This window comes from Streptomyces sp. NPDC056883 (assembly GCF_042788835.1).
Classification (GTDB): Bacteria; Actinomycetota; Actinomycetes; order Streptomycetales; family Streptomycetaceae; genus Streptomyces; species Streptomyces stoeckheimensis.
Window position 1 is genome coordinate 13,657 of record NZ_JBHUBS010000036.1, and the last position, 26,241, is coordinate 39,897.

Sequence of the window (26,241 nt, forward strand, 5' to 3'; positions counted from 1 at the left end):
CGGTCGGCAGTCCGGGCGGGCAGGCGGAAGGATCAGGACGGGAGGACACAGTGCTTCCGTCGCTCTTCGACCGATCCGGCGTGTGGATCCAAAGACGCGTGGATCACAGGGGGCGTGGCGCGCCCGTCGGCGAAGTGGAAGAGCGAGAGGTACCGCACGTACTGTGCGATCGACTTCGATGCACCGCAGCCCCACCTCCTCCGGCCGGTCCCCCGTAAGGGACGTCCTGTCGCCGGGGCACTGAAACTTCTCTTCTGAGAGCGTCCCCGACCAGCGGTCAACGATATCAGCCGACGGATGGTCAAGAGCCGCTCTTTACCCGGCTGATACGAGTTCTATGCTCGCTCCATGGCAGAAATTCTGGCCCTTGTGGAAGCCCGGCTGCGCGCCGCGCTCGGCGAACCCGACGCCCGCGCCGCCGTCACCTTCCTGGGCACCGACCGCTTCGAAGTCCTCCGCTTCACCGAGGGCGACCTCGTGCGGTACGCGACCCTCGGCATGTCCGCCCAGCCCATGACCGACCCCACGGCCGTGGTCTCCGACCCGGTCCGCGGCCCGCGCGCGGAGCTCGTGCTGACCGTGCGGGGCGGGCTCGCGCCCACCGACAGGCTGCTGCGGCCGCTGGCCGTGCTGGCGGCCTCGCCCCAGGTCGAGGGGCTCATCGTGACGCCCGGCGCCTCACTCGACGTGGGCGAACCCCTGTGGGAAGGGGCCCCGTTCACCTCCGTGCTCGTCGCGGAGCCCGGCGGGCTGGTGGAGGACCTCGTCCTGGACGACCCGATGGACCCCGTCTCCTTCTTCCCCCTCCTGCCGATGACGGCGAACGAGGCGGCGTGGAAACGGGTCCACGGAGCGGCCGCCCTGCAGGAACGCTGGCTCGCGCGCGGCACGGATCTGCGGGACCCTCTGCGTACGGCAGTCCCACTGGACTGAGCATCGGGCCGCCGCCCGGCCGCCCGGACGGGTGATCGCATCTTGACGGGGCGCGCGGCGGGGAGGAGCGTGGCTTCTTATGAGGGGCGAACCGAGTTGCCCGAAGTGTGGTGGCCGGGTCAGGGCGCCCGGTCTTTTCGCCGACTCCTGGCAGTGCGCGATACACGGCACGGTCCATCCCCTGCAGCCCGTGATCCCGCCGAGCGTCGAAGGCCTGGGCGTGGTGGTGAACCGGGCGCAGGTGCCGGTCTGGATGCCCTGGCCGCTGCCCGTCGGCTGGCTGTTCACCGGGATCGCCTCCGCCGGTGACGACCGCAGCGGCGGCCGGGCCACCGCCGTGGCCTGCTCGGGTCCCGGCCCGCTCGGCGGCATCGGCGAGCTGCTGCTGATCGCCGAGGAGCTGGGCGTCGGCCTGGGCGCGCGCTTCGCCGGCCTCGACGCCCCCGACCCGGGCCGCTACATGAACGTCTCCGCCCCGCCGCACGCCAAGGTGGTCGCCGCCGGGCGCCCGACGCCGCTCTGGCACGTCACCGGCGTACCCGAGGACCGGGCCGTCTTCGCCGGAGAGGCGCGCGGGCTGTGGCTGTGGGCGATCGTCTGGCCGGAGCAGTCGGGCCTGCTGATGTACGACGAGCTGGTCCTGACCGACCTGCGCGACGCGGGAGCCGAGGTGGAACTGCTGCCCTGCGGCGCCCTGAGCCCCCGCATCATTTCCGCACCCTCCTGACGCGCCGCTCGCACGGCTCGGCCCGGCGCGTCAAGAGGGGAAAAGCGGACGGTATCCTGGAGCGTCCCCCCGTCCGCGTGTGAACCCTGGAGTTCGGCTGTGCGCATCGATCTGCACGCCCACTCCACGGCCTCGGACGGCACGGACACCCCCGCCGAGCTGGTGCGCAATGCCGCCGGTGCGGGGCTCGACGTGGTGGCGCTGACCGACCACGACACCGTCGCCGGATACCGCGAGGCCATCGCCGCGCTGCCCCAGGGGCTGACCCTGGTGACCGGCGCCGAGCTGAGCTGCCGGCTCGACGGCATCGGCATGCACATGCTGGCGTACCTCTTCGACCCCGAAGAGCCCGAGCTCCACCGCGAGCGGGAGCTCGTACGCGACGACCGCACCCCGCGCGCCCAGGCCATGATCGGCAAGCTGCAGGGCCTCGGGGTCGACGTCACCTGGGAGCAGGTGGCCCGGATCTCCGGTGAGGGCTCCGTGGGACGCCCGCACATCGCCGCCGCGCTCGTCGAGCTGGGCGTCGTGCGCACCGTGTCGGACGCGTTCACCGCGGACTGGCTCGCCGACGGGGGCCGCGCCTACGCCGAGAAGCACGAGCTCGACCCCTTCGACGCGATCCGCCTGGTCAAGGCGGCCGGCGGGGTCACCGTCTTCGCCCACCCCGCCGCCGTCAAGCGCGGCACCTGCGTGCCCGAGAGCGCGATAGCCGCTCTGGCGTCGGCCGGCCTCGACGGCATCGAGGTCGACCACATGGACCACGACGAGGCCACCCGCGCGCGCCTGCGCGGCCTGGCCGCCGATCTCGGTCTGCTGACCACCGGGTCCAGCGATTACCACGGCAGCCGCAAGACCTGCCGCCTCGGGGAGTACACGACCGACCCCGAGATCTACGGCGAGATCACCCGCCGTGCCACCGGGGCGTTCCCGGTTCCCGGCGCCGGTGGACGCGTACGCGGCTGACCTCTGCCGCCGCCCCTCCCGCCCTTCCCCATTTTTTCGTGACACCCCTCTCCTGCAAGGCATCACTGTGCTCGATTTCGCCGTCTTCGGATCCCTCTTTCTCACGCTTTTTGTGATTATGGACCCTCCGGGGATCACGCCCATCTTCCTCGCGCTGACCTCCGGGCGCCCCGCCAAGGTGCAGCGCCGCATGGCCTGGCAGGCCGTCTGCGTCGCCTTCGGCGTCATCGCCGTCTTCGGCCTCTGCGGCCAGCAGATCCTCGACTACCTGCACGTCTCCGTGCCGGCCCTGATGATCGCGGGCGGGCTGCTGCTCCTGCTCATCGCGCTCGACCTGCTCACCGGCAAGACCGACGAGCCGAAGCAGACCAAGGACGTGAACGTCGCGCTCGTCCCGCTCGGGATGCCGCTGCTCGCCGGACCCGGCGCGATCGTCTCGGTGATCCTGGCCGTGCAGAAGGCCGACGGGGTCACCGGCCAGTTCTCGGTGTGGGCCGCGATCGTCGCGATGCACGTCGTGCTGTGGGTGGTGATGCGCTACTCGCTCGTCATCATCCGCGTGATCAAGGACGGCGGCGTGGTCCTCGTGACGCGCCTCGCGGGCATGATGCTGTCCGCGATCGCGGTCCAGCAGATCATCAACGGCGTGCTCCAGGTGATCGAGAGCTCGTAGCGCCGCCCGCCGGCCGCCGAGCGCCGCCGCCGCGCATGCGAACGCCCCCGCACCGGGACCGGTGCGGGGGCGTTCGGCGAATGGGTGGACGCGGTCAGTTGGACACGGTCTCAGCCGGTCGGATCAGGATGCGCTGGCCTACGGCCGCGGCCTGCTGCACGATCCGGTTGACGGAGGCCGCGTCCACGACGGTGCTGTCCACGGCAGATCCGTCGACGTCGTCCAGGCGCAGAATCTCGAAGCGCATGGGGCTTCTCCCTTCGTCAGTGTTTCTCCTTGTACAGGGTTAACGAAGTGTAAGCCGCAAACATTCCCTACGCTAAGGAAATTTTTTCCTTGTCTAACTACTAAGGGGTGCCGGAGACGTCAGAGGCCCCTCGGAGGACTCCTCGGAGGCCTTCCAGAACGCCTCCAGCGCCGCCGCCGTGGCCGCCGGATCCTCGGCGTTCGGAGAGTGCTCCGTCCCCGGGATCACCACCCGCGCCGCACCCAGCCGGTCCGCCATCGCGTCCATCTCCGACACCGGCCACACCGGGTCCGACTCCCCGGACAGCACCAGTTTCGCCAGTCCGGGCGCCGCGGCGGCGAGCTCGTCGATCCGGTCCGGCTCCTCGATCAGCGCCCGGCCGGTGACCATCAGCTGCTCGGGGACGGTCCCCAGCCAGCGGGCGCGCAGGAAGTCCGCGAGGGCCGGTTCCTCGGCGGGTGCGTCGCGCGGATCCATGGCGCGCATGGCCGCCCAGATGCCCGGCATGTCGTCGCCCATCGCCTCCAGCGCCGAGATCAGGAGCTTCGTACGGCCCTGCTGGTCCGCGCAGACCGCGCCCGCGCCGCTGCTCAGCAGCGTGAGGCTGGCGTACGGGGCCGGATCGCGGACCACGGCCGCCCGGACGATCAGCCCGCCCAGCGAATGCCCCAACAGGTGCACCGGACCGGCCGCGCCCAGGGCGGCGGTCTGCGCGAGGACGTCCCGCGCCAGTTCCGCCAGGGCGTACGGATCCTGCGTGCGCGGGCCGCCGCTCTCGTGCTGGCCGCGGCCGTCGACGGCGACCACCCGGTACCCGGCGCCGGCCAGAGGCCCGAGGAGGCCGATGAAGTCCTCCTTGCTGCCGGTGTAGCCGGGCACCAGCAGGGCGGTGCCGCGGGCCGGCCCCGCGGGCACGGCCTCGTGCACGGCGAACTCGCCGCGGGCCGTGGCCAGGCGGTACGCACGGGCTGCGGGCGGGAGCGTGAGGGTCGGGGGCTTGCTCATGGCCCGAGGTTACCGGCCCGTACGCCCGTACGGGAGCTCCGTACGTCCGTACGAGAGCTCCGCGCGGCCCGGGTACGACGATGGCCCCGGCCCCCTCGAAAGGGGACCGGGGCCATCGTCGGGGCGTTACGCCTCCGGGGTCTCCACCGCGGCGACGGCCTTGCGGGTCCGCGTGCGCTTCGGCTTGACCGGAGCCTCCTCGGCGACCGGAGCGGCGGCCTCGGCGGCCGGAGCCTCCGGGGCGGCGGCCGCGACCTTGCGGGTGCGGGTGCGCTTCGGCTTGACCGGAGCCTCCTCCGCCACCGGAGCGGCGGCTTCGGCGACGACCTCGGCGGCCGGGGCGGCAGCTGCGACCTTGCGGGTGCGGGTGCGCTTCGGCTTGACCGGAGCCTCCTCGACGACCGCGACCGCGGGGGCGGCCGGAGCCTCGACCACGGCGGCCTGGGCGACGACCTCGGCCACCGGGGCGGCGACCGGAGCTGCCGCGGCCTTGCGGGGGGCACGGACACGCGGGGCGCTGGTACGGGCGGCGCTGGTGCGGCGCTCCCGGACCGGCTCGACCGGCGGGGCGATCTGGAAGTCCGGCTCCGGCTCCCTGACGAACGGGGCCAGGGGCTCCAGCTTCGCCGCCGGGGCGACGAAGGTGGCGGCCGGAGCGGCCGACCGGGTCCGGCGACGGCGCGGCTTGCGCGCCTCGTCGGCGGCCGGAGCCTCCGGAGCCTGGACCGCCGGAGCGGCGGCGGCGACCGCGGCGACCGGGGTGGCCTCGGTGGTCACCGGGGCCAGGAGCTCGGCGCCCTGGTCCGAGCCGCCACGGGTGCGGCGACGCTGGCGCGGGGCACGGGCGGGACGCTCCTCGGCGACCGGGGCGGCGGCACTGCGGCCACCGTCACGTCCGCCGTCACGTCCGCCATCGCGTCCACGGTCACGGTCACGGCCACCGTCACGACCGCTGTCGCGGCCGCCACGGCCACCGCGGCCGCCGGTCTCGCCCAGGTCTTCCAGGTTCTCGGCCTTCAGACCGGCCCGCGTGCGCTCGGCGCGCGGCAGGACGCCCTTGGTGCCGGCCGGGATGTTCATCTGCTCGTACAGGTGCGGGGACGTGGAGTACGTCTCCACCGGGTCGTGGAAGTCCAGCTCCAGCGCCTTGTTGATCAGCTGCCAGCGCGGGATGTCGTCCCAGTCGACCAGGGTGACGGCGATGCCCTTCTTGCCCGCGCGGCCGGTGCGGCCCACGCGGTGCAGGAAGGTCTTCTCGTCCTCGGGCGTCTGGTAGTTGATGACGTGGGTGACACCCTCGACATCGATACCGCGCGCGGCGACGTCGGTGCAGACCAGCACGTCGACCTTGCCGTTGCGGAAGGCGCGCAGCGCCTGCTCGCGGGCGCCCTGGCCCAGGTCGCCGTGGACGGCGCCGGACGCGAAGCCGCGCTTCTCCAGCTGCTCGGCGATGTCGGCCGCGGTGCGCTTGGTGCGGCAGAAGATCATGGCGAGCCCGCGGCCTTCGGCCTGCAGGATGCGGGAGACGAGCTCCGGCTTGTCCATGTTGTGCGCACGGAAGACGTGCTGCGTGATGTTGGCGACGGTCGCGCCCTCACCGTCTTCGGAGACGGCGCGGATGTGCGTCGGCTGGGTCATGTACCGGCGGGCCAGTCCGATGACCGCACCCGGCATGGTCGCCGAGAACAGCATCGTCTGACGCTTCGCGGGCAGGTAGCCCATGATCTTCTCGACGTCGGGCAGGAAGCCCAGGTCGAGCATTTCGTCGGCCTCGTCCAGGACGAGGGCCTTGACCTTGGAAAGGTCGAGCTTCTTCTGTCCGGCCAGGTCGAGCAGGCGGCCCGGGGTGCCGACGATGACGTCGACGCCCTTCTTGAGCGCCTCGACCTGAGGCTCGTACGCGCGGCCGCCGTATATGGCGAGGACGCGGACGTTGCGGACCTTGCCCGCGGTGAGGAGGTCGTTGGTGACCTGGGTGCAGAGCTCGCGGGTCGGAACCACCACGAGGGCCTGCGGGGCGTCGGTGAGCTGCTCCGGCGTGGAACGGCCCGCCTCGACGTCCGCGGGGACGACGACGCGCTCCAGCAGGGGGAGGCCGAAACCGAGCGTCTTGCCGGTACCGGTCTTGGCCTGGCCGATGACGTCCGTGCCGGACATGGCGACGGGGAGGGTCATCTCCTGGATCGGGAAGGGGGACACAATGCCGACGGCCTCAAGGGCTTCGGCCGTCTCGGGAAAGATCCCGAGGTCTCGGAACGTAGTCAGGGTGCTGCCTCTTCTGTGAGACGCGGCGCGAGGCGGCGAAGGGGGTCGTACCGTGCCGGGCTTGCAGTACTACTACGTACGTACGAAGCTGCGCGGGACCACGAGCCATCGCTCAGGCGCTTTATGCCGCTGAGGGGGCCCCTCGTGGGAGGCGGTACGTATGAACGTACGCATCACGCCGAGGGCGGTCGGGTGGAGCCGATCGGGCCACCGACCGGGCATCCTCATTCGGATGGCCCGCCGAGTGTTCGGCAGGCGCATTACCACTGTACCCCGGAATCTCGCAGCTGTGTCGGGTGAATTCACCAGGTAGGCGCGTTTACGTGGACTGAGCAGGTGGTTCACGGTGCCTTTCGGCGAGCTATTGTGCGGTGCATGTCGACCGTTGAAAACGCATCGCCCGCCGACGAAAGCGCCCCCGCCGAGGCAGCCGGCATCGCCGCCCAGGACTGGGCCACGGCCTCCGCCTCGCCGCAGTACCGGGCCGCCGTGGTGGATCTGCTCGGGGCGCTCGCGTACGGCGAACTCGCGGCCTTCGAACGCCTCGCGGAGGACGCGAAGCTCGCGCCCACCCTCGGGGACAAGGCCGAGCTCGCGAAGATGGCCTCCGCCGAATTCCACCACTTCGAGCGCCTGCGCGACCGGCTCGCCGCGATCGACGAGGACGCCACCGCCGCGATGGAGCCCTTCGCGAAGGGCGTCGACGACTTCCACCGCCAGACCGCCCCGTCGGACTGGCTGGAGGGCCTGGTCAAGGCGTACGTCGGCGACTCCATCGCCAGCGACTTCTACCGCGAGGTGGCCACCCACCTCGACACCGACACCCGCGGGCTCGTCGTGAGCGTGCTCGACGACACCGGCCACGGCGGTTTCGCCGTCGAGAAGGTGCGCGCCGCCATCGAGGCCGACCCGCGCTGCGGCGGCCGGCTCGCGCTGTGGGCCCGCCGGCTGATGGGCGAGGCGCTCTCGCAGGCGCAGCGCGTGGTCGCCGAGCGCGACGCGCTCTCCACCATGCTGGTCGGCGGGGTGGACGGGATGGCGGCCGGCTTCGACCTCGCGGCCGTCGGCGAGATGTTCACCCGGATCACCAAGGCGCACACCAAGCGCATGGCGGCCCTGGGCCTGGCGGCGTAGTCCCCGGCCCCGCAGACGGACATACCTCGGCCCCGCACGGGAAGCTTCCGTGCGGGGCCGAGGTCGTGAGTCAGTGGGGTCGCTCAGTGGGGCCGTCTAGCCCCGCGTCGGAACCGAAAACGGAGCCCGGCGGGGCGGCCTCCCCGCCCGGCCAGTGGGCCGCAGCAGCAGGGACAGGACCACCCCCGAGACCAGGGCGCCGCCGATGAGGGTCGCGAACAGGGTGTTGTGCCCGGGGCCCAGCGCGGTGTGCGTCAGATAGGCCCCGAAGAGGGCCCCCGCCACTCCACTGGCCAGGACCACCCGCGAGGACGGCAGCCGCGGGCCGAGCACACGGACGGCCGCCCCGGCCAGGGCGAGGCCCAGGAGAGCGGAGCCGAGCGCCTCGATCAGCAGCATGGGAGATCCTCTCGAGCGGCGGACGTACCGGGGCGTACCGGGAGCGTGTCTTACAGCGGTCCTACCCGAAGCGGAGGAAACGGAAACGGCCCGGCGGAGTCCTCCACCGGGCCGTTCTCGGTACTTCTGGGTGCTCGGTCCTACTGGGTGCTCAGAGAGCGCCGAAGCCGACCTTGCGCACGCTGGGCTCGCCCAGGTCGACGTACGACAGGCGCTCGGACGGCACCAGGACCTTGCGGCCCTTGATGTCCGTGAGGCTCAGCAGCGGCGCCGAGCCGGACAGGGCGGCGGTGACGATGCTCTCCAGCTCCTCGGCACTCAGGTCGCTCTCGAGCACGATCTCCCGGGGTGCGTGCTGCACGCCGATCTTGACCTCCACGGCCTTGTCCCTCCGACGGTCCGGTACGCGCGATCAGCCGCGCCGTTACCCGGTCCACATTAGCCCGGAGAGGCGACGTGTCCGCCGCGCGGCGAAAACGCTCGCAGCGAACAGCCGCCGGTCAGACCGGCGGGGACCGCCGGGGCCGGCCCCGGCCGTCCCCGCCGGCGCTGCTCAGACGTCGGTCGGGTGCAGCGGGAAACCGGCGATTCCGCGCCAGGCGAGGGAGGTCAGCAGCCCCACCGCGGTGTCACGGGCGACCGGGCTCTCGCTCGACAGCCAGTACCGGGCCACGACCTGCGAGACCCCGCCCAGGCCCACGGCCAGCAGCATCGACTCGTCCTTGGACAGGCCGGTGTCCTCGGCGATGACGTCCGAGATCGCCTCGGCGCACTGCAGCGAGACGCGGTCGACGCGCTCGCGCACCGCCGGCTCGTTGGTCAGGTCGGACTCGAAGACGAGCCGGAAGGCGCCGCCCTCGTCCTCGACGTACGCGAAATAGGCGTCCATCGTCGCGGCGACGCGCATCTTGTTGTCGTTCGTCGACGCGAGTGCGGTGCGCACGGCGAGCAGCAGCGCCTCGCAGTGCTGGTCCAGGAGCGCCAGGTAGAGGTCGAGCTTGCCGGGAAAGTGCTGGTAGAGCACCGGCTTGCTGACGCCGGCACGTTCCGCGATGTCGTCCATGGCCGCCGCGTGGTAACCCTGCGCGACGAAGACCTCCTGGGCGGCGCCCAGGAGCTGGTTGCGCCGGGCCCGGCGCGGAAGTCGCGTGCCCCGCGGACGCGCTGCCTCGGTCTGCTCGATGGCTGTCACGCCGCCTCCCACTTTCTCTAGAACACAGTGCGCCTTGCGCCGCGCGGCCATCGTACTTTTCGGTAACCGAATCTGGAGGGTTCAAGCCGAGTTTTCTCGCGGTACGGACCGCCGGTCACCCACCGGAGATGCTGGTCAGCGCTGGCTCAGCGGTAGTCGTCATCATCCAGGGGCACCACCCGGGTCTGCTCGGCGGCATCCCCCTCGGAGGCTTCGCGCTGGCCGACAGGGGTGAGCGGATCGTCCCCGGTCGGATTCAACTCCGTGCTCTGCTCCGCGGCGTCCGCCTCGGGGGCTTCCGCATCGAGGTTGTCCCGCAGCTCTGACTGGAAGGTGTCCGGTTCCGCAGGGTCGACAGTCATGGAGCACCCCTTTCCACTTACGAGCCTAGGAGGATCGCGGATACCCCGCTAGGCGGTTCCGCAAGCATCTGTGACGGCGAACACAAGAGGACCCGCGTGATCGTCTCGTAACATTGCCCCATGTCTTCGACCGAGCTGCCGGGCGTACGGTCCACCGACCCCTCGTCTTCCGGCCAGTCTTCCCAGGTGGGGGCCGTGCGCGTGGCCGAAGGGGAGCAGCTGCGCACCGACCGGCTCCCCGGGCTGGAAATGGCCGTACGGGTCCGCCCGCCGGTCCGGGCCGGATTGCCGCCCGCGCTGTTCGTCCACGGGCTCGGCGGATCCTCGCAGAACTGGTCCGCGCTCATGGCGCGGCTGGCCGATTCCGTCGAGGGCGAGGCCCTGGACCTGCCCGGCTTCGGCTGGTCCCCGCCGCCCGCCGACCGGGACTACTCCGTCACCGGCCTGGCGCGCGCCGTCATCCGTCACCTCGACGCCGCCGGACGCGGACCGGTGCACCTGTTCGGCAACTCCCTCGGCGGCGCCGTCTCCACCCGGGTCGCGGCCGTCCGGCCCGACTTGGTGCGCACGCTGACGCTGATCTCCCCGGCCCTGCCGGAACTGCGCGTGCAGAAGTCGGCGGTGCCGACCGCGCTGCTCGCCGTACCCGGAGTGGCCGGGCTCTTCGGCCGCCTCACCCGGGGCCTGAGCGCCGAACAGCGCACCCGGGGGGTGACGGACCTCTGCTACGGGGACCCCTCGCGGGTGACGCCCGAGGCGTTCGAGCTGGCCGTCGAGGAAATGGAACGGCGGCTCGCACTCCCGTACTTCTGGGATGCGATGACCCGTTCCTCGCGCGGCATCGTCGACGCCTACACCCTCGGTGGCCAGCACGGACTGTGGCGCCAGGCACAGCGGGTGCTCGTACCGACCCTGCTGGTCTACGGTGGCCGGGACCAGCTCGTCTCGTACCGTATGGCGCGCAAGGCCGCTGCGGCCTACCGGGGTTCGCGTCTGCTGTCCCTGCCCGAGGCGGGGCACGTGGCGATGATGGAGTACCCCGAGGTGGTCGCGGCCGCCTTCCGGGAGCTGCTGGACGCCGCCGTCTCCACCGACGGGCACGGCGCCGAGCCGGACCCGGGCGCAGCGGAGCACACCGTGAACACCGACGAGGACGGCAAGGGCTGAGACGTGGGACGACATAGTCGCAAGGAGTCGGGCCAGGCTCCCGGCCCCGGCTCAGGCCATCCGCAGCCGGCCGAACAGGCCGGCGCCCGGGCCGCTGCCCCGGCCCCGGCCGGGTGGGCCGAGCCGGCCGCCGCCCCCCGCGGGTACGCGGCCCCGCCGCGCCGCGAGCCGGTGTCCGCCGCGCGCGGGGGACACCCCGAACAGCACGAGCCCGGCGGAGCCTGGGGCGCGGCCGCCGGTACCGGTGCGACGTACGGGGACTGGCGCGGGGCCCCGCGCACCCGTCCGGCCTACGACACCCCTGCCCACGACAGCCCCGCCTTCGGGACTCCGGTGTACGACAGCCCCGCCTTCGGGACTCCGGTGTACGACAGCCCCGCCTTCGGGACCCCGGTCTACGGCAGCCAGTCCGCCGGTGCCCCGGTCTACGACAGCCCGGTCTACGACAGCCCGGCCTTCGGCACCCCGGTGTACGACAGCCAGGCCCTCGGCACTCCGGTGTACGACGCCCCGGTCCATGACACCCCGGCCTTCGGCACCCCCGCGGTCGGCTTCCCGCAGGTCACCCTCGACGCGCCGATGACCGCGACGGGCTCGCACCGCCGGGTCACGGTCGGCGGGGACCTCTTCCCCGAGGACGCCCTCACCACGACGGGGCCGCACCGCGCGGTCCCGGTCGCCGAGAACGCCTTCACCGCCACCGGTTCGCACCGCCGGATCCCCGCGCCGCGCGCGCCGGTCGTCACCCCCGTGGACGTGCCGAAGGTGGCTCCGTCCGCGGGTGGACGCGGCGGCAAGGGCCGTACGTACGCCGGGATGGCCGCCGCGGCCGTCACCGTCGCGCTCGCCGTCGTCGTCGCGGGCCAGGCCGCCTCCGAGAACGACAGCGGCAAGAACCCCGTGCGCGCCGCCGACGAGGGCAACAGTCATACCGCCCAGGGCAACTCCGCCGCCTCCCGTTCCGACGGCCGGCCCACCCCGGACGCCTCCGCGGCGCTCAAGGCCGCGCCGGAGCTCTCGTACGACCAGAAGATGGCGCAGCAGTTCCCGATCGACGAGAAGCTGAAGGGCCCCGGCGCCTTCGACACCGTGCCCGGTGTGGCGCAGGCTCCCGGCAAGGGGCAGGTGGTCCGCTACCGCGTCGACGTGGAGCAGGGGCTCGGCCTGGATCCGCAGCTGTTCGCCGAGGCCGTGCACCGCACGCTGAACGACGACCGGAGCTGGGGCCACGGCGGTACGAAGACCTTCGAGCGGGTGCCGGGCGGCGAGGCCGATTTCGTGATCACGCTCGCCAGCCCCGGGACCACCGGCGTCTGGTGCAAGAAGTCCGGACTCGACACCACCATCGACAACGTCTCCTGCGACTCCGCGTCGACCAACCGCGTGATGATCAACGCGTACCGCTGGGCGCAGGGTTCGGCGACCTTCGGCCCGGACCAGATGTTCGCCTACCGCCAGATGCTCATCAACCACGAGGTCGGCCACCGGCTCGGCCACGGCCACGTGAGCTGCCAGACGCCGGGCGCACTCGCCCCGATCATGCAGCAGCAGACGAAGTCCCTGGATATCAACGGAATCCAGTGCAAGCCCAATGCCTGGGTGTATCCCGGGAGTTGATAAGCGGCTTTGACAAAGTGTTCGATGGTCGGTCATTGTTCTCCGCATGTCGCACCTGCACACCACCACCGCGAGCGCCGCCATTGAGCTGGCGCTGCTTGGTGTGACCGCGCACAGCGTGGCCGACATCTTCTGTCGCTGACGCCTCCCTGAGCGCGCGACTTCCTCTTTTCTCCGTCGTTCCGCCGCGCCCGGGGCCTTTTTGCCCGCAGGTGCGGCGTCTTCCGTTCTTCCGTCCCCGCCGTCGGCACGCCGCCGACCGCTCGGACCCTCCGGAGCACATACCGCTGCCCCTCGCGTGGCCTTTTCCGCATCTCCCTTCACGCCGAGAGGTCCCTTTTCCCATGGCCCGTCAGTCCCTCATATCGCGCCGCGTGGCCGCGGTCGCCGTCAGCGTCGTTCTGGCCGGGGGCGCCGCCGCCTGCGGGCCCAAGGACGGCACGGACAAGGCCTCCGCCGGCGACAAGCCGGGCGCCACCGGGGCCGCCCCGCAGAAGGGCGGCACCCTGACCGTCCTCAACAACGAGCCGCAGAGCGACTTCGACCCGGCCCGCCTGTACACCTCCGGCGGCGGCAACGTTCCCTCGCTCGTGTTCCGCACGCTCACCACCCGCAACCGCGAGGCCGGTCCGGCCGGCGCCAAGGTGGTGCCCGACCTGGCCACCGACCTCGGCAAGCCCAACGCCGACGCCACCGAGTGGACGTACACGCTCAAGGACGGGCTGAAGTACGAGGACGGCTCGCCGATCACCACCGCCGACATCAAGTACGGCATCGAGCGGTCCTTCGCCGCCGAGCTGTCGGGCGGAGCCCCGTACCTGCGCGACTGGCTGGTCGGCGGGGAGACGTACGAGGGCCCGTACAAGGACGGCGGCAAGGGGCTCGACTCGATCGTCGTGCCCGACGCGAAGACGATCGTCTTCAAACTCCGCAAGCCCGAGGGGGAGTTCCCCTTCCTCGCCACGCAGACGCAGTTCGCGCCCGTGCCCAAGGCCAAGGACACCGGGGTCAAGTACGAGGAGCACCCGGTCTCCTCCGGCCCGTACAAGGTCGTCAAGAACGAGAACGACGGCGAGCACCTCAGCCTGGAGCGCAACGAGAACTGGGACGAGAAGACCGACGAGGAGCGCAAGGCCTACCCGGACAAGATCGACGTCCGCTCCGGGCTCGACGCGGCGGTCATCAACCAGCGCCTGTCCACCAGCTCCGGCGCCGACGCGGCCGCCGTCACCACGGACACCAACCTCGGGCCCGCCGAACTCGCCCAGATCGGGGACAACAAGGAGCTGAGCGGGCGGGTCGGCACCGGCCACTTCGGCTACGTCAACTACCTGGCCTTCAACCCGAAGGTCGCCCCCTTCGACAACCCGAAGGTCCGCCAGGCGATCTCCTACGCGATCAACCGCACCAGCGTCATCAACGCCGCCGGCGGCTCCGCCCTCGCCGAACCCGCCACCACCTTCCTGCCCGAGCAGGAGGCCTTCGGCTTCACGAAGTACGACCACTTCCCGGCCGGCAAGACCGGAGACCCGGCCAAGGCCAAGGAGCTGCTGGCCGAGGCGGGCTTCAAGGACGGGCTGACCATCACGCTCACCCACTCCAACGCCCAGAACCGGCAGACCAGCCCCGAGGTCGCCACCGCCGTGCAGCAGGGCCTCGCCGCCGCCGGGATCACCGTCAAGCTGGAGGGACTGGAGAACAACGCCTTCAACGAGAAGCGCTGGGACGCCAAGAACACCCCCGGCTTCTTCCTCTCCCGCTGGGGCGCCGACTGGCCGTCCGGCGCCCCCTTCCTCGCCCCGATCTACGACGGGCGGCAGATCGTCACCAACGGCAGCAACTACAACCACGCCCAGCTCAACGACCCGGCGGTCAACACCGAGATCGACGAGATCGCCAAGCTGACCGACCTCGCGGCGGCCGGCAAGCGCTGGGGCGCCCTCGACAAGAAGATCGGTGAGCAGGCGCTCGACGTCCCGCTCTTCCACCCGGTCTACAAGCGGCTCGTCGGCAAGGACGTCAAGAACGTCGTCATCAGCGACTGGACCGGCGTCCTCGACATCTCGCAGGTTGCAGTCAAGTGACGCTCCTCGCCCAGCAGTCGGCGTCCGGTCCCGGGGTCAGCGTCCCGGGGCCGGGCGTCGGGCCGCAGGTCCTGCGGCGGCTGCGCTCCCGGCCCTCGGCCGTCGCGGCGGCCGCCGTCCTGGCGCTCCTCGTCCTCCTCGCCATCGCCGCGCCGCTGTTCGCCCACCTCACCGGCCAGGACCCGAACGCCTACCACGACGAACTCGTCGACTCCGCGCGAGGGGGCGTCCCGCTCGGCTCCTTCGGCGGAATCTCCGGCGAGCACTGGCTCGGCGTAGAACCGGGCACCGGCCGCGACCTGTTCACCCGGCTGCTCTACGGAGCCCGGATCTCCCTGCTCGTCGCGCTCGGCGCCACCCTCGTCCAGGTCCTCGTCGGGGTGGCCGTCGGGCTCGCCGCCGGGCTCGGCGGCCGGTTCGCCGGCCAGCTCGTCAGCCGGGTCACCGACGTGATGATCGCCCTCCCGATGCTGGTGATCGCCATCGCGCTCACCGCCGTCGTCCCGTCCGGGTTCCCGCGGCCGCTGCTGCTGATCCTGGTCATCGGACTGCTCGACTGGGGCGGCCTCGCCCGGATGGTGCGCGCCCAGACCCTCTCCCTCAAGGAGCTGGACTTCGTGGATGCCGCCCGGCTCTCGGGCAACGGCACCCTGCGGATCGCCCGCCGCGAGCTGCTGCCCTCGCTGGCCGCCCCCGTCATCACCCTGGCCGCGATCAAGGTGCCCACCGCCATGGTGGTCGAGGCCTCGCTGTCCTTCCTCGGCGTCGGCGTGAAGCCGCCCACCCCCTCGTGGGGGCAGATGCTCTCCAGTGCCCAGACATGGTTCCGCGCCGACCCGGCCTACGTCCTGCTCCCCGCCGGGCTGCTCTTCGTCACCGTGCTCGCCTTCACGGTGCTCGGCGACGCCGTCCGCACGGCCCTCGACCCACGCGAGGACTCCCGGCTGAGGGTCGGCACCAGAAAGGAGCGCACGGCGTGACCCGCTTCGTGCTCAAACGGACCGGCGGCGCACTGCTCGTGCTGCTCACCCTGTCCGTCGTGATCTACGCCCTCTTCTACCTGGTCCCCGGCGACCCCGCCCGCCTCGCCTGCGGGGAACGCTGCAACCCGGCGCAGATCGCCCAGGTGCGCGAACAGCTCGGGCTGAACGAGTCGGTGGTCACGCAGTACCTGCACTTCCTCCAGGGGCTGCTGGTGGGCCGGGACTCCTCCGGCGGAGCCGGGCTCGTCCTGCACTGCGACGCGCCCTGCCTCGGATTCTCGTACCAGAACGACCAGCAGGTCACCGAGCTGCTGCTGGAACGACTCCCCGCCACCCTGTCGCTGGCGCTGGGCGCGCTCGTGATCTGGCTCGTGATCGGCGTCGGCACCGGACTGCTGTCCGCGCTGCGCCGGGGCGGGTTCACCGAGCGGGCGCTGACCGTGGTCACCCTCGCCGCCACCGGCACCCCCGTCTTCATCCTCGGACTGCTGCTGCTCATGGCCGTCTGCGCCTACCTCCAGTGGCTGCCCTTCCCCACGTACGTACCGCTCGGCGACGACCCCGAGCAGTGGGCGTGGAACATGCTGCTGCCCTGGGTCACCCTCGGCTTCTTCGAGAGCGCCAAGTACGCCCGGCTGAGCCGCAGTTCCATCCTGGAGACGCTCGCCGAGGACCACATCCGCACCTTCCGCGCCTACGGGGTGGGGGAGCGGGCCGTCGTGACCCGGCACGCCGTGCGGGGCGCGGTGGCCCCGGTGATCGCGCTCAGTGCCGTGGACTTCGGCACGATGATCGGCGGCGCCGTGCTGACCGAGTCGCTGTTCGGGATCCCCGGACTCGGCAAGACCCTCATCGACGGCGTACGCGTGGTCGACCTGCCCGTGGTGGTGGGCGTGGTCCTCGCCATCGGCACGGCCGTCGTGATCGCGGGCGTCGTCGCCGACGTGCTGTACGCCGTCGCGGACCGAAGGGTGGTTCTGGCATGACGAACGCTTCGCTGGTGGACGTCACCGGCCTCACCGTCGACTTCCCGGTCGGCCGGCCGGGGGAGTACGTACGGGCCGTGGACGGGGTGTCCTTCACCCTGGAGCCCGGCCGCGCCCTGGGCATCGTGGGGGAGTCCGGGAGCGGCAAGTCCACGGTCGCAGCAGCCCTGTTGGGGCTGCACCACGGGACCGGTGCGCGGCTCGGCGGGACCGTCCGGGTCGACGGCACCGACGTGGGCGCGGCCTCCCCGGCCCGGCTCCGGGAGCTGCGCGGGGCCGTCGCCGCGATGGTCTTCCAGGACCCGCTGAGCTCCCTGGACCCGTACTACGCCATCGGGGACCAGATCGCCGAGGTGTACCGGGTGCACGCCTCCGTGACGCGGCGTGCGGCGCGGGCCCGGGCGGTGGAGGTGCTGGACCGGGTGGGCATACCCGACGCGGTGCGCCGCTCCCGGGCGCGGCCGCACGAGTTCAGCGGGGGCATGCGCCAACGGGCCCTGATCGCCATGGCGTTGGCGTGCGAGCCGAAGCTGCTGATCGCGGACGAGCCGACCACGGCGCTGGACGTCACCGTCCAGGCGCAGATCCTCGACCTGCTGCACGGGCTGCGGGAGGAGCGGGGGCTCGGGCTGCTGCTGGTCACGCACGACGTGGGCGTGGCGGCGGAGAACGTGGACGCGGTGCTGGTGATGCGGGACGGGGGTGTCGTGGAGCGGGGCCCGGTGGAGTCGGTGCTGTCGGCTCCGGCCGATCCGTACACCGCTGCCCTGCTGGCGGCCGTTCCGAGGCTCGACGCGGTGCGGGTGCCCCGGCCGGGGGCCTCACGGGCTCTGCCCATACCCGCGCCTCAAACGCCGGCGGGGCTGACATCGCCCCGGGCGAGGCTGGAATGGGCGGAGCCGGAGTCGGCGCCGATGGATTCCGTGCCCGTCGTCGAGGCCTTCTCGTTGCGGAAGGAGTTCGGGCGGGGGAAGCGGCGGGTGGAGGCCGTGGGCGGGGTGTCGGTGTTCGTGCGGGGCGGGGAGACGCTGGGGATCGTCGGGGAGAGCGGCAGCGGCAAGAGCACCCTGGGGCGGATGCTCGTCGGGCTGCTGGAGCCCACCTCCGGGCAGGTCCGGCGGGACGGGGCGGAGAGCGTCGGGGTGGTCCCCGGGGTGCAGATGGTGTTCCAGGACCCCGTGTCCTCGCTCAACCCGCGCCGATCGATCGGCGAGTCCATCGCGGACCCGCTGCGCGCGGCGGGCGAGAAGGACGGGCGGGCGATCCGGGACCGGGTCGGCGAACTGCTGGTCCGGGTGGGGCTGGAGGAGGCGCACTACGACCGGTACCCGCACGAGTTCAGCGGAGGCCAGCGCCAGCGCGTCGGCATCGCCCGCGCCCTCGCGCCCCGGCCCCGGCTGATCGTCTGCGACGAGCCCGTCTCGGCCCTCGACGTGACCACGCAAGCGCAGGTCACCGCCCTGCTGGCCGAGCTCCAGCGGGAGCTCGGCATCGCGCTGGTGTTCATCGCGCACGACCTCGCGGTGGTGCGTCAGGTCAGCGACCGGGTCGCGGTGATGCGGGGCGGGGTGATCGTGGAGGAGGGTCCCGTCGACGAGGTCTACGACCGGCCGTCCCACGCCTACACCCGGGAGCTGCTGGCCGCCGTCCCGTCCCTCGACCCGGCCCTGGCCGCCGCCCGCCGGCTCGGCCGGCGCCGTCCGGAGGAAGTGCTCGCGGTCTCCTCGTAGTTCTTAGCGTGCTCGAACGCGAACCGTACGGGAAAGTTACGACTCTTCACCCCTTCCGGTGGCGCGACGGACAACCGTCCGTCGCGCCTTCGGCATATCCGCTTGAGTTCGTATCCGGCGGGTCGCCGGACCGACGGAGACCGCCTGAAACGGGAGATCGGGGGTGCCACTCGTGCGGATCGGACTGCTCACGGAAGGTGGTTATCCGTATGCCACGGGGGAAGCGAGGCTGTGGTGCGACCGGCTCGTGCGCGGGCTTCCCCAGCACGAGTTCGAGCTCTACGCCCTGAGCCGCAGCGCCGAACAGGAGGAGCGCGGCCGGGTGCCGCTGCCCTCCCACGTGACCCGGGTGCGGACCGCCCCGCTGTGGGCGCCGGCCGATGACGGGCGCAGTTACCGCCGCCGCGAGCGCCGCCGCTTCGCCGCCGCCTTCACGGAACTGGTCCGCGGGATCTGCGGAGCCGACCCCGCACGGTTCGCGGACGGCCTGTACGGGCTGGCCGCGCTCGCCTCGGAACAGGGCGGGCTGTACGCGGCACTGCGCTCGGAGACGGCCGTACGGGCGGTGGAGTCCGCCTGTCGCGCCCCCGAGGCGAGCAGGGCCGTACAGCGGGCGCAGGTCGCGGACCTGCTGGAGTTCGTGGACGAACTGGAGCGGATGCTGCGGCCGTTGTCCCTGGACTGGTACGAGGACCTGCGCGAGGTCGACGTCTGCCACGCGGCCGCGGGCGGGGTGGCGGCGCTCCCCGGGCTCCTGGCCAAACGCTTCTTCGGAGTGCCGCTCCTGGTCACCGAGTACGGGGTCCAGCTCCGGGCCCACTACCTGGAGACCTCCGCACGGGACGAGCGGCCGGCCGTACGGGCCCTGCTCGCGGCCTTCCACACCCGGCTGGCCGGTGAGATCTACTCCCAGGCCGACCTGCTCACCCCCGGCAACGCGCACGCCCGGCGCTGGCAGGAACGCTGCGGGGCCTCCCGCGAGCGGCTGCGCACGGTCTACCCCGGGATGGAGGCGGACCGATTCGCCGCAGTGGGCGAGGACCCGGCGTGCGGGGACCCGCACACGCTGGTCTGGGTCGGCCGGGTGGACCCCGCCAAGGACCTGATCGCCCTGCTGCACGCCTTCGCCGAGGTGCGCCGGGCCGAACCGCGCGCCCGGCTGCGGATCTTCGCGACCGCCGTCGGTCCGGTCTCCGGCGCCGCGGGCTCCGTCGCCGCGGGCCCCGGCGGCCCGGCCGGGGCGGGCAACCACGAGGTCGGGCACGGCTACCTGGCCGACTGCCGCTCGCTCGCCGCGCAGCTCTTCCCCGACGAGGCCGCCGACGCGCACGCGGTCGGCGAGAACCCGGTCACCTTCGAGGAGATCGGCGGCCCCGACGTGCCGTCGCCGGCCCACGCGTACGGCTCCGGGCGGGTGGTGGTGCTCTCCTCCGTCATCGAGGGCTTCCCCATCACCCTGGCCGAGGCGATGTTCTGCGGCCGGGCCACGGTCTCCACCGACGTCGGCGCCGTCGTCGAGGTGATCGGCGGCACCGGGCTCGTGGTGCCGCCGCGCAATCCGCGCGCGCTCGCCGAGGCCTGCGTCACGCTGCTGCAGGACCCCGAGCGGGCCCAGCGACTCGGGTCGGCCGCCCGGGCGCGGGCCCTCGAACTCTTCACCGTCGAGCAGAACGTCGCCGCCTTCCAGGAGTCCTACCTGAGGCTGCTGGCCCGCGGCCCGGCCCGTCCCGACGGCACCGGGGTGCCCTTCGAGCAGCCGCCCGAGGCCCGCGTCCCGGGCCACTGGGCCACCCCCACCTGGGCCACCCCGCACCCCGCACCCGCTGCCCCGCACCCCGCACCCGCTGCCCCGCACCCCGAACCCGCTGCCCCGCCCGCCGCCGACCCGGCCGAGCCCCCGACCCCGGGGGACGACGCCGAGGCGCATCCGGGGCTCATGGTGCCCGCCGCGCGGGCCGAGCGCGCCCCGAGTCCGGAGGCCTCCGCATGACCGTGCCCCTGGACGAAGCCGTCCCTCCCCTGGACCCGCCCCCGCCCCGCCGGGCCCGCTCCGCCGGGGACCCCGTCAAGGCGCTGCTCCACCGCCACCGGGAGCTCTGCGAGCACGCCGTGGACCCGCTGGAGATCGCCGCCGGGCTGGAGGCGCACGGCATCACCGACCGCACCGCCGCACGCTTCCGCCACCGGGACGTCTTCTCCCTCGCGGAGGAGCTCTACGCCCGGACCCCCCGCGACGGGACCCTGCCCGCCCCGCCGGCCGGGATCCCGGTCCACGCCAAGGCGGTACGGGGCTTCGGCTACGCGCTGCTGCCCGGGGCCCTCGCCCTCGGCGCGGCCGCCGCCGGCGTGCCCTGGGCCGGAGCCCTGGCGGTGCTCGTCACCGTCGCCGCGCTCGGACGGCCCGGCCGGGCCGCCGGGGGCCGGTTCCCCGCCGCCGTGTACCTGCTGGCCGCCGCCGCCCTCGGCTGGGCCGTCCACCGCCACGGGACCCCGCTCGGGACCGCCCTGGCCGTGGCCGTCGCCCCCGGGCACCTGGCCGGCGCCGTCTTCGCGGCCCGCGCCCGGCGCAGGCTCGCCGGGAGCCGGGCCCTGGAGGACTTCGCCGACGGGGTGAGACCGCTGCTCCTCGGGACGCTCGCGCTGTACGCCGCGGCCGCCGCGGGGGCGGCCGCGCTGGCCGGGACCACCCCGGCGGTGGCCGTACCGCTCGCGGTGCTGCTCCTCCTGACCCGGCTGCTGCTCGGCCACGGAGCCCCCCGCGGAGCCCTCGCGGCGGCCCTGGCCCTCGTCCTCGCCCTGCTCCCGATCCCGGCGGCGCCGTTCGCCGCCGCAGCGGGAGTCCTCGTACCCGCCGTCCTCGCGCTGTCGCGGGCCTCCGCGCACGCGCAGCGCCCCTGAACCTTCGGAAGCAGACACCGAAGCGCCGTACCCCCTACCCCGACCCACCCATCCACCAGCAAGGAGAAACAGGACATGACCGGCCAGCCAACCAACCAAGGGGCCGCGCGATGAGGGTGTTGCTGATCGGAGCCAACGGATACCTCGGGCGCTACGTCGCGGACCGGCTGCTCGCCGACCCCGCGGTCCAGCTCACCGCGCTCGGCCGCGGCGACGACGCCGACGTCCGCTTCGACCTCGCCACCGGCAGCCCCGGCGCGCTCACCCGGTTCCTCGACGCCGTCCACCCGGGCGTCGTCATCAACTGCGCGGGAGCCACCCGCGGCGGTGCCCGCGAGCTCACCCGGCACAACACGGTCGCCGTCGCCACGATCTGCGAATCGCTGCGCCGCAGTGGTTGCGGCGCCCGGCTCGTCCAGCTCGGCTGCGCCGCCGAGTACGGGCCCAGCCAGCCCGGGTCCTCCACGGCCGAGGACGCCGTCCCGAGACCGGGAGGGCCCTACGGAGTCAGCAAACTGGCCGCCACCGAGCTCGTGCTCGGCTCCGGGCTGGACGCCGTGGTCCTGCGGGTCTTCTCGCCCGTCGGCCCCGGCACCCCCGCCGGATCCCCCCTCGGCCGGCTCGCCGAAGCCATGCGGCGCGCGATGCAGTCCGGGGACGGCGAGCTCAAGCTGAGCGGGCTCGGCGTCCAGCGCGACTTCGTCGACGTCCGGGACGTGGCGCGGGCGGTGCACGCCGCCTCGCTGTCGGCGGCCCAGGGCGTCGTCAACATCGGCACCGGCCGGGCGGTCCGGCTGCGCGACGCGGCCGCCGTGCTGGCGCGGGTCGCCGGGTACGGAGGCTCCCTGCACGAGATCGACGTACCGCAGCACGGACAGCACGCCCAGCACCCGCAGGCGCACGGGCATCCCGGCCGGCCCTCCGGGCTCGCCGCCATCGGCTCCCCGCGCTCCGAGGCCACGGCCGAGCAGCTCGCCGCCGCGACGGCCCAGCCGCCGTACCCCTACCCGGACGGGTGCGGAGGCTGGCAGCAGGCGGACGTCCGTACCGCCCGCGACCGGCTCGGCTGGCGGCCGCGGATCAACCTGGAGGAGTCCCTCGCGGACATCTGGATGGAGGCGGCGTGCCGCATCTGACCACCCCGCCGGCGGCCGGCCAGGCCGCCACGGAGGCGGGCCGGCTCGGCTTAGGAGTCCCGGGGTACGCGCATCCGCTGCTGGCGCCGGTGGAGTGGGCCGAGCTGACCCGGCCGGGGACGCCGCTGCACTGGGCCGTCCTCAACGTCACGGACGGGCCGGGCGGCCGGCCCGACCCGCACTGCACGGAGGCGGCCGCGAAGCTCCGTAGGGCGGGCGGCGCGATCCTCGGGCATCTCGCCATGCGGGACGGGGAGCGGTCCTTCGGGGAGCTCGTCTCCGACGCCCACCGCTTCCGGGACTGGTACGGAGCCGACGGCTTCTACCTCGCGGACGCCCCGGCCGGGAAGGCGGAGCTGGCCTCCGTGCGCCGGGTCGCGGACACCCTGCGGGGGCTCGGCGACGGCCTGCGGATCGTCCTCGGCCACGGCACCCACCCCTACGAGGGGTACACGGAAACCGCAGATCAGCTGGTCACCTTCGCCGGAACCTGGGCCGACTACCGCTGGTCGCAGGTGGCGGAGTGGACGGCGGACCATCCGCCCGAGACCTTCTGCCACCTCGTGCACGGAGTGCCGCGCACGCACCTGGAGGAGGCGCTCCGGATCGCCCGCTGGCAAGGGGCGGGGACCATCTGGTTCACCGACCGGCGCGGGGCCGCGGACCGGGACCCCTGGGCGTCGATGCCCGGGTACTGGGACGAAATCGTCTCGCGGATCGGACCGGGTGTCTCGGAATGAAGGAGGGCGTGGCAGTGTTACGGGAAGAACCACCGTTAAGACTTAATCATCTACGGAGTCCCCGTGTCGCTGCCACCCCTGGTAGAGCCAGCTGCTGAGCTCACCGTTGACGAGGTCCGTCGGTACTCCCGCCACCTGATCATCCCCGACGTGGGGATGGACGGCCAGAAGCGCCTGAAGAACGCCAAGGTGCTGGCCGTGGGCGCGGGCGGCCTCGGCTCGCCCGCCCTGATGTACCTGGCCGCGGCCGGCGTCGGCACGCTGGGCATCGTGGAGTTCGACGAGGTCGACGAGTCGAACCTGCAGCGCCAGATCATCCACAGCCAGGCGGACATCGGCCGTTCCAAGGCCGAGTCGGCCCGCGACAGCGTGCTGGGCATCAACCCGTACGTGAACGTGGTCCTCCACGAAGAGCGGCTCGAAGCCGACAACGTGATGGAGATCTTCAGCCAGTACGACCTCATCGTCGACGGCACGGACAACTTCGCCACGCGCTACCTCGTGAACGACGCCTGCGTGCTGCTGAACAAGCCGTACGTCTGGGGCTCGATCTACCGCTTCGACGGCCAGGCCTCGGTCTTCTGGTCCGAGCACGGCCCGTGCTACCGCTGCCTCTACCCGGAGCCGCCCCCGCCGGGCATGGTCCCGAGCTGCGCCGAGGGCGGCGTGCTGGGCGTGCTCTGCGCGTCCATCGGGTCCATCCAGGTCACCGAGGCCATCAAGGTCCTCACCGGCGTCGGCGAGCCGCTGGTCGGCCGTCTGATGATCTACGACGCCCTGGAGATGCAGTACCGCCAGGTCAAGGTCCGCAAGGACCCCGACTGCGCGGTCTGCGGTCCGAACGCGACCGTCACCGAGCTCATCGACTACGAGGCCTTCTGCGGCGTCGTGTCGGAGGAGGCCCAGGAGGCCGCGCTCGGCTCGACGATCACTCCCAAGCAGCTCAAGGAGTGGATCGACAACGACGAGCCGATCGAGATCATCGACGTCCGTGAGATCAACGAGTACGAGATCGTCTCGATCCCCGGCGCGAAGCTGATCCCCAAGGGCGAGTTCCTGATGGGCACCGCCCTGCAGGACCTGCCGCAGGACAAGCGCATCGTCTTGCACTGCAAGACGGGTGTCCGCAGTGCGGAAGTCCTCGCGGTCCTGAAGTCCGCGGGCTTCGCCGACGCGGTCCACGTCGGCGGCGGCGTCATCGGCTGGGTCCACCAGATCGAGCCCGAGAAGCCGATCTACTAGTCCCACCAGCGGGCACCGGTAGTCACCCGGAGGGGCCGTACCTCGCGCGAGCGAGGTACGGCCCCTCCGGCGTGCTCCGGGTGCCTAGACGGGCGAGGTCGGCGACGGGGACTTCGACGCCGTGCAGACCGTGCCCGCGCCGGGCACCTTCCCGTCGAGCAGGTAGGAGTTCACGGCCTGCTGCACGCAGGGGTCGCCGCTGTTGTAGGCGCCGTGCCCCTCGCCCTTGAAGGTGAGCTCCACGCCGACGCCGGGGCCGAGCCGCTCCACCATCTTGCGGGCGCCCTCGTACGGGGTCGCCGGGTCACCGGTGTTGCCGATCACCAGGATGGGCGCCGAGCCGGGGGCGGAGACGTCCGGGGTGTTCCAGGCGCCGGCCACGGGCCAGTCGGTGCAGCCCAGCATGGCCCAGCCGAGGAAGTCCCCGAAGACGGGAGAGGCGGCGCGGAACTCGGGCAGCTTCGCCTTGGTCTGCGCGAGCGTGTAGCGGTCCTTGGAGTCGGCGCAGGTGATGGCGGTGTTGGCCGACCCGATGTTGCTGTAGGTGCCCTTCGGGTCGCGGCCGTTGAGGGCGTCCGACATGGCGAGCAGCAGCTGTCCCTGGCCGCCCTCGGCCTCGTCCAGGCCCTGTTCCAGCAGGGGCCAGGCCTCCTTGGAGTACAGGGCGAAGGCGATGCCGTTGGTCGCGGAGTCCTCCGTGAGCAGCCGGTCGCCGGAGCCGGGGATGGGCTTGACCGCCAGCTCCTTCTGGAGCTTGATGATGTTCGCCTCGATCTCCTTGACGGTGCTGCCCTGCAACTGGCAGGAGTCGCCGCGGTCCACGCAGTCCTGGGCGAAGTTGTCCAGCGCGAGCTGGAAGCCCTTGGCCTGGCCGAGGGCGCCCTGCTCGGAGTTCTTGGTCGGGTCGACCACGGCGTCGAAGACGGCCCGGCCGACGTTCTTGGGGAAGAGGTGGGCGTAGACCCCGCCGAGCTCGGTGCCGTAGGAGATGCCGAAGTAGTACAGCTTCTCGTCGCCGAGGGCCTGGCGGAGCCGGTCCAGGTCGCGGGCCGCGTTCTCGGTGCCGACGTGGGGCAGCACCTTGCCGGACTTCGCCTGGCAGGCCTCCTTGTACTTCTTGGAGGTGGCGAGGAACTGCTTCTCCTCCTCCGGCGTCGAGGGGCTGGAGTCGGAGGCGTAGTACGCGTCCAGCTGCTTGTCGTCCTCGCAGAGGACGGGCGCGCTGCGGCCGACCCCGCGCGGGTCGAAGCTGACCAGGTCGTACCGCTCGCGCAGGGCGCCGTAGTCCTTCGCCGCGCCGGGCAGGGTGCTGATGCCGGAGCCGCCGGGACCGCCGAAGTTGAAGACGAGCGAACCGATCCGCTTGTCCTTGTCGCGGGCCTTCGCCCGGATCAGCGCCAGCGGGATCGTCTCGCCCTCCGGCTCGGCGTAGTCGAGGGGAACGTCGAGGACGGCGCACTGCCAGTCCTTGCCGGGGACCTGACCGACCCCCTCGGCGGGGGTGGGAGCCTGGCACTCCCCCCACTTGGGCTTCTTGATGCCCTGCGCGGCGCCGTCCTTGCCCCTCTTCTCCCCGCCTCCGCCGTCGGAACAGGCACCGGTGGTGAGCAGAGCGGCGGCAACGGCGGTGGCAGCGGCGACCCGCAGGGCGTGTGTGGGCATGCCCTCATCCTGGGCGCGCCCCGGGGGGGCCGCCCCCCCCCCCCCCCCCCCCCCCCCCCCGGGGGGGGGGGGGGGGGGGGGTGGTTGCCGCCA

General features: G+C 72.6%; 25 protein-coding genes. 17 read left to right on the forward strand and 8 right to left on the reverse strand.

Translation table 11 applies throughout. The features are described from left to right. Nucleotides 1-348 precede the first annotated feature (348 nt). The 4 genes from ACFRU2_RS41140 to ACFRU2_RS41155 all read left to right on the forward strand — a co-directional run bounded on the left by ACFRU2_RS41140 (nucleotide 349) and on the right by ACFRU2_RS41155 (nucleotide 3,299). On the forward strand, nucleotides 349-933 hold the full coding sequence (locus tag ACFRU2_RS41140; RefSeq protein WP_250741758.1) for a suppressor of fused domain protein: 585 nt from the start codon (nucleotides 349-351) through the stop codon (nucleotides 931-933). A 79-nt stretch (nucleotides 934-1,012) separates the two neighbouring features. Beyond that, nucleotides 1,013-1,660, forward strand: coding sequence for a DUF6758 family protein (locus tag ACFRU2_RS41145; protein WP_382981430.1), 648 nt, complete (start codon nucleotides 1,013-1,015; stop codon nucleotides 1,658-1,660). A 99-nt stretch (nucleotides 1,661-1,759) separates the two neighbouring features. Next, nucleotides 1,760-2,626, forward strand: coding sequence for a PHP domain-containing protein (locus ACFRU2_RS41150; RefSeq protein WP_382981431.1), 867 nt, complete (start codon nucleotides 1,760-1,762; stop codon nucleotides 2,624-2,626). Between the two features lie 67 nt (nucleotides 2,627-2,693). After that, nucleotides 2,694-3,299, forward strand: a complete 606-nt coding sequence (locus ACFRU2_RS41155; RefSeq protein ID WP_250741761.1) for a MarC family protein — start codon at nucleotides 2,694-2,696, stop codon at nucleotides 3,297-3,299. Between the two features lie 94 nt (nucleotides 3,300-3,393). Here ACFRU2_RS41155 and ACFRU2_RS41160 read toward each other — a convergent pair whose 3' ends face one another. The 3 genes from ACFRU2_RS41160 to ACFRU2_RS41170 all read right to left on the reverse strand — a co-directional run bounded on the left by ACFRU2_RS41160 (nucleotide 3,394) and on the right by ACFRU2_RS41170 (nucleotide 6,726). Further along, nucleotides 3,394-3,546: a hypothetical protein gene (locus ACFRU2_RS41160; RefSeq protein ID WP_243335969.1), complete on the reverse strand. Its 153-nt coding sequence runs from the start codon at nucleotides 3,544-3,546 to the stop codon at nucleotides 3,394-3,396. Nucleotides 3,547-3,639: 93 nt separating this feature from the next. Then, nucleotides 3,640-4,551 carry an alpha/beta fold hydrolase gene (locus ACFRU2_RS41165; RefSeq protein ID WP_382981432.1) on the reverse strand — a complete coding sequence of 304 codons (912 nt, stop codon included), beginning with the start codon at nucleotides 4,549-4,551 and terminating at the stop codon, nucleotides 3,640-3,642. 126 nt (nucleotides 4,552-4,677) lie between these two features. Then, the gene (locus ACFRU2_RS41170) at nucleotides 4,678-6,726 is read right to left on the reverse strand and encodes a DEAD/DEAH box helicase (protein WP_382981433.1); all 2,049 of its coding nucleotides are present in this window, start codon (nucleotides 6,724-6,726) and stop codon (nucleotides 4,678-4,680) included. Nucleotides 6,727-7,191: 465 nt separating this feature from the next. Here ACFRU2_RS41170 and ACFRU2_RS41175 point away from each other — a divergent pair, with 465 nt between their 5' ends. Continuing rightward, nucleotides 7,192-7,950, forward strand: a complete 759-nt coding sequence (locus ACFRU2_RS41175) for a ferritin-like fold-containing protein (RefSeq protein WP_250741764.1) — start codon at nucleotides 7,192-7,194, stop codon at nucleotides 7,948-7,950. Between the two features lie 96 nt (nucleotides 7,951-8,046). Here ACFRU2_RS41175 and ACFRU2_RS41180 read toward each other — a convergent pair whose 3' ends face one another. The 4 genes from ACFRU2_RS41180 to ACFRU2_RS41195 form a co-directional block, all read right to left on the reverse strand. Then, the gene (locus tag ACFRU2_RS41180) at nucleotides 8,047-8,349 is read right to left on the reverse strand and encodes a hypothetical protein (protein ID WP_382981434.1); all 303 of its coding nucleotides are present in this window, start codon (nucleotides 8,347-8,349) and stop codon (nucleotides 8,047-8,049) included. 151 nt (nucleotides 8,350-8,500) lie between these two features. Next, complete coding sequence (locus tag ACFRU2_RS41185; RefSeq protein WP_250741766.1) at nucleotides 8,501-8,728, reverse strand: DUF3107 domain-containing protein; 228 nt, start codon at nucleotides 8,726-8,728, stop codon at nucleotides 8,501-8,503. A 174-nt stretch (nucleotides 8,729-8,902) separates the two neighbouring features. Beyond that, on the reverse strand, nucleotides 8,903-9,541 hold the full coding sequence (locus ACFRU2_RS41190; protein ID WP_214949215.1) for a TetR/AcrR family transcriptional regulator: 639 nt from the start codon (nucleotides 9,539-9,541) through the stop codon (nucleotides 8,903-8,905). A 146-nt stretch (nucleotides 9,542-9,687) separates the two neighbouring features. Next, entirely contained in the window at nucleotides 9,688-9,903 is a 216-nt protein-coding gene (locus ACFRU2_RS41195) for a hypothetical protein (RefSeq protein WP_382981435.1), read from the reverse strand. Between the two features lie 120 nt (nucleotides 9,904-10,023). On the opposite strand from ACFRU2_RS41195, the gene ACFRU2_RS41200 reads away from it, so the two are divergent. From ACFRU2_RS41200 to moeZ, 12 genes are all read left to right on the forward strand, one after another. Further along, entirely contained in the window at nucleotides 10,024-11,070 is a 1,047-nt protein-coding gene (locus ACFRU2_RS41200; protein WP_382981436.1) for an alpha/beta fold hydrolase, read from the forward strand. A gap of 3 nt (nucleotides 11,071-11,073) precedes the next feature. Next, complete coding sequence (locus ACFRU2_RS41205) at nucleotides 11,074-12,687, forward strand: DUF3152 domain-containing protein (protein ID WP_382981437.1); 1,614 nt, start codon at nucleotides 11,074-11,076, stop codon at nucleotides 12,685-12,687. A 46-nt stretch (nucleotides 12,688-12,733) separates the two neighbouring features. Continuing rightward, nucleotides 12,734-12,829: an Ms4533A family Cys-rich leader peptide gene (locus tag ACFRU2_RS41210; RefSeq protein WP_323182585.1), complete on the forward strand. Its 96-nt coding sequence runs from the start codon at nucleotides 12,734-12,736 to the stop codon at nucleotides 12,827-12,829. Between the two features lie 202 nt (nucleotides 12,830-13,031). Then, nucleotides 13,032-14,771, forward strand: a complete 1,740-nt coding sequence (locus tag ACFRU2_RS41215; protein ID WP_382981438.1) for an ABC transporter substrate-binding protein — start codon at nucleotides 13,032-13,034, stop codon at nucleotides 14,769-14,771. Then, nucleotides 14,768-15,751, forward strand: coding sequence for an ABC transporter permease (locus ACFRU2_RS41220; protein ID WP_382981439.1), 984 nt, complete (start codon nucleotides 14,768-14,770; stop codon nucleotides 15,749-15,751). Before ACFRU2_RS41215 ends, ACFRU2_RS41220 begins: the two co-directional genes overlap by 4 nt. Next, nucleotides 15,748-16,740, forward strand: a complete 993-nt coding sequence (locus ACFRU2_RS41225; protein WP_382981440.1) for an ABC transporter permease — start codon at nucleotides 15,748-15,750, stop codon at nucleotides 16,738-16,740. Before ACFRU2_RS41220 ends, ACFRU2_RS41225 begins: the two co-directional genes overlap by 4 nt. Next, nucleotides 16,737-18,470, forward strand: a complete 1,734-nt coding sequence (locus tag ACFRU2_RS41230; RefSeq protein WP_382981441.1) for a dipeptide ABC transporter ATP-binding protein — start codon at nucleotides 16,737-16,739, stop codon at nucleotides 18,468-18,470. Before ACFRU2_RS41225 ends, ACFRU2_RS41230 begins: the two co-directional genes overlap by 4 nt. Nucleotides 18,471-18,642: 172 nt before the next feature. Then, complete coding sequence (locus ACFRU2_RS41235; RefSeq protein WP_382981448.1) at nucleotides 18,643-20,460, forward strand: DUF3492 domain-containing protein; 1,818 nt, start codon at nucleotides 18,643-18,645, stop codon at nucleotides 20,458-20,460. Next, a complete protein-coding gene (locus tag ACFRU2_RS41240; protein ID WP_382981442.1) occupies nucleotides 20,457-21,368 on the forward strand; it encodes a hypothetical protein in 912 nt (303 codons plus the stop codon). Before ACFRU2_RS41235 ends, ACFRU2_RS41240 begins: the two co-directional genes overlap by 4 nt. 110 nt (nucleotides 21,369-21,478) lie before the next feature. Next, nucleotides 21,479-22,504, forward strand: coding sequence for an NAD-dependent epimerase/dehydratase (locus tag ACFRU2_RS41245; protein WP_382981443.1), 1,026 nt, complete (start codon nucleotides 21,479-21,481; stop codon nucleotides 22,502-22,504). Beyond that, the gene (locus ACFRU2_RS41250) at nucleotides 22,492-23,244 is read left to right on the forward strand and encodes a spherulation-specific family 4 protein (protein WP_382981444.1); all 753 of its coding nucleotides are present in this window, start codon (nucleotides 22,492-22,494) and stop codon (nucleotides 23,242-23,244) included. The genes ACFRU2_RS41245 and ACFRU2_RS41250 overlap by 13 nt, the downstream gene beginning before the upstream one ends. Nucleotides 23,245-23,307: 63 nt before the next feature. Beyond that, nucleotides 23,308-24,486: an adenylyltransferase/sulfurtransferase MoeZ gene (gene moeZ / locus ACFRU2_RS41255; protein ID WP_382981445.1), complete on the forward strand. Its 1,179-nt coding sequence runs from the start codon at nucleotides 23,308-23,310 to the stop codon at nucleotides 24,484-24,486. Between the two features lie 84 nt (nucleotides 24,487-24,570). On the opposite strand, the gene ACFRU2_RS41260 is transcribed toward moeZ, so the two are convergent. After that, the gene (locus ACFRU2_RS41260; protein ID WP_382981446.1) at nucleotides 24,571-26,148 is read right to left on the reverse strand and encodes an alpha/beta hydrolase; all 1,578 of its coding nucleotides are present in this window, start codon (nucleotides 26,146-26,148) and stop codon (nucleotides 24,571-24,573) included. Nucleotides 26,149-26,241 lie beyond the last annotated feature (93 nt).

What these genes read in the sequence shown, in the direction of transcription:
- ACFRU2_RS41140 (WP_250741758.1), top strand. Translation starts at nt 349, where the DNA reads ATGGCAGAAATTCTGGCCCTTGTGGAAGCCCGGCTGCGCGCCGCGCTC.
- ACFRU2_RS41145 (WP_382981430.1), top strand. Translation starts at nt 1,013, where the DNA reads ATGAGGGGCGAACCGAGTTGCCCGAAGTGTGGTGGCCGGGTCAGGGCG.
- ACFRU2_RS41160 (WP_243335969.1), bottom strand. Translation starts at nt 3,546, where the DNA reads ATGCGCTTCGAGATTCTGCGCCTGGACGACGTCGACGGATCTGCCGTG.
- ACFRU2_RS41165 (WP_382981432.1), bottom strand. Translation starts at nt 4,551, where the DNA reads ATGAGCAAGCCCCCGACCCTCACGCTCCCGCCCGCAGCCCGTGCGTAC.
- ACFRU2_RS41170 (WP_382981433.1), bottom strand. Translation starts at nt 6,726, where the DNA reads ATGACCCTCCCCGTCGCCATGTCCGGCACGGACGTCATCGGCCAGGCC.
- ACFRU2_RS41175 (WP_250741764.1), top strand. Translation starts at nt 7,192, where the DNA reads ATGTCGACCGTTGAAAACGCATCGCCCGCCGACGAAAGCGCCCCCGCC.
- ACFRU2_RS41180 (WP_382981434.1), bottom strand. Translation starts at nt 8,349, where the DNA reads ATGCTGCTGATCGAGGCGCTCGGCTCCGCTCTCCTGGGCCTCGCCCTG.
- ACFRU2_RS41195 (WP_382981435.1), bottom strand. Translation starts at nt 9,903, where the DNA reads ATGACTGTCGACCCTGCGGAACCGGACACCTTCCAGTCAGAGCTGCGG.
- ACFRU2_RS41200 (WP_382981436.1), top strand. Translation starts at nt 10,024, where the DNA reads ATGTCTTCGACCGAGCTGCCGGGCGTACGGTCCACCGACCCCTCGTCT.
- ACFRU2_RS41210 (WP_323182585.1), top strand. Translation starts at nt 12,734, where the DNA reads ATGTCGCACCTGCACACCACCACCGCGAGCGCCGCCATTGAGCTGGCG.
- ACFRU2_RS41215 (WP_382981438.1), top strand. Translation starts at nt 13,032, where the DNA reads ATGGCCCGTCAGTCCCTCATATCGCGCCGCGTGGCCGCGGTCGCCGTC.
- ACFRU2_RS41230 (WP_382981441.1), top strand. Translation starts at nt 16,737, where the DNA reads ATGACGAACGCTTCGCTGGTGGACGTCACCGGCCTCACCGTCGACTTC.
- ACFRU2_RS41240 (WP_382981442.1), top strand. Translation starts at nt 20,457, where the DNA reads ATGACCGTGCCCCTGGACGAAGCCGTCCCTCCCCTGGACCCGCCCCCG.
- ACFRU2_RS41245 (WP_382981443.1), top strand. Translation starts at nt 21,479, where the DNA reads ATGAGGGTGTTGCTGATCGGAGCCAACGGATACCTCGGGCGCTACGTC.
- ACFRU2_RS41260 (WP_382981446.1), bottom strand. Translation starts at nt 26,148, where the DNA reads ATGCCCACACACGCCCTGCGGGTCGCCGCTGCCACCGCCGTTGCCGCC.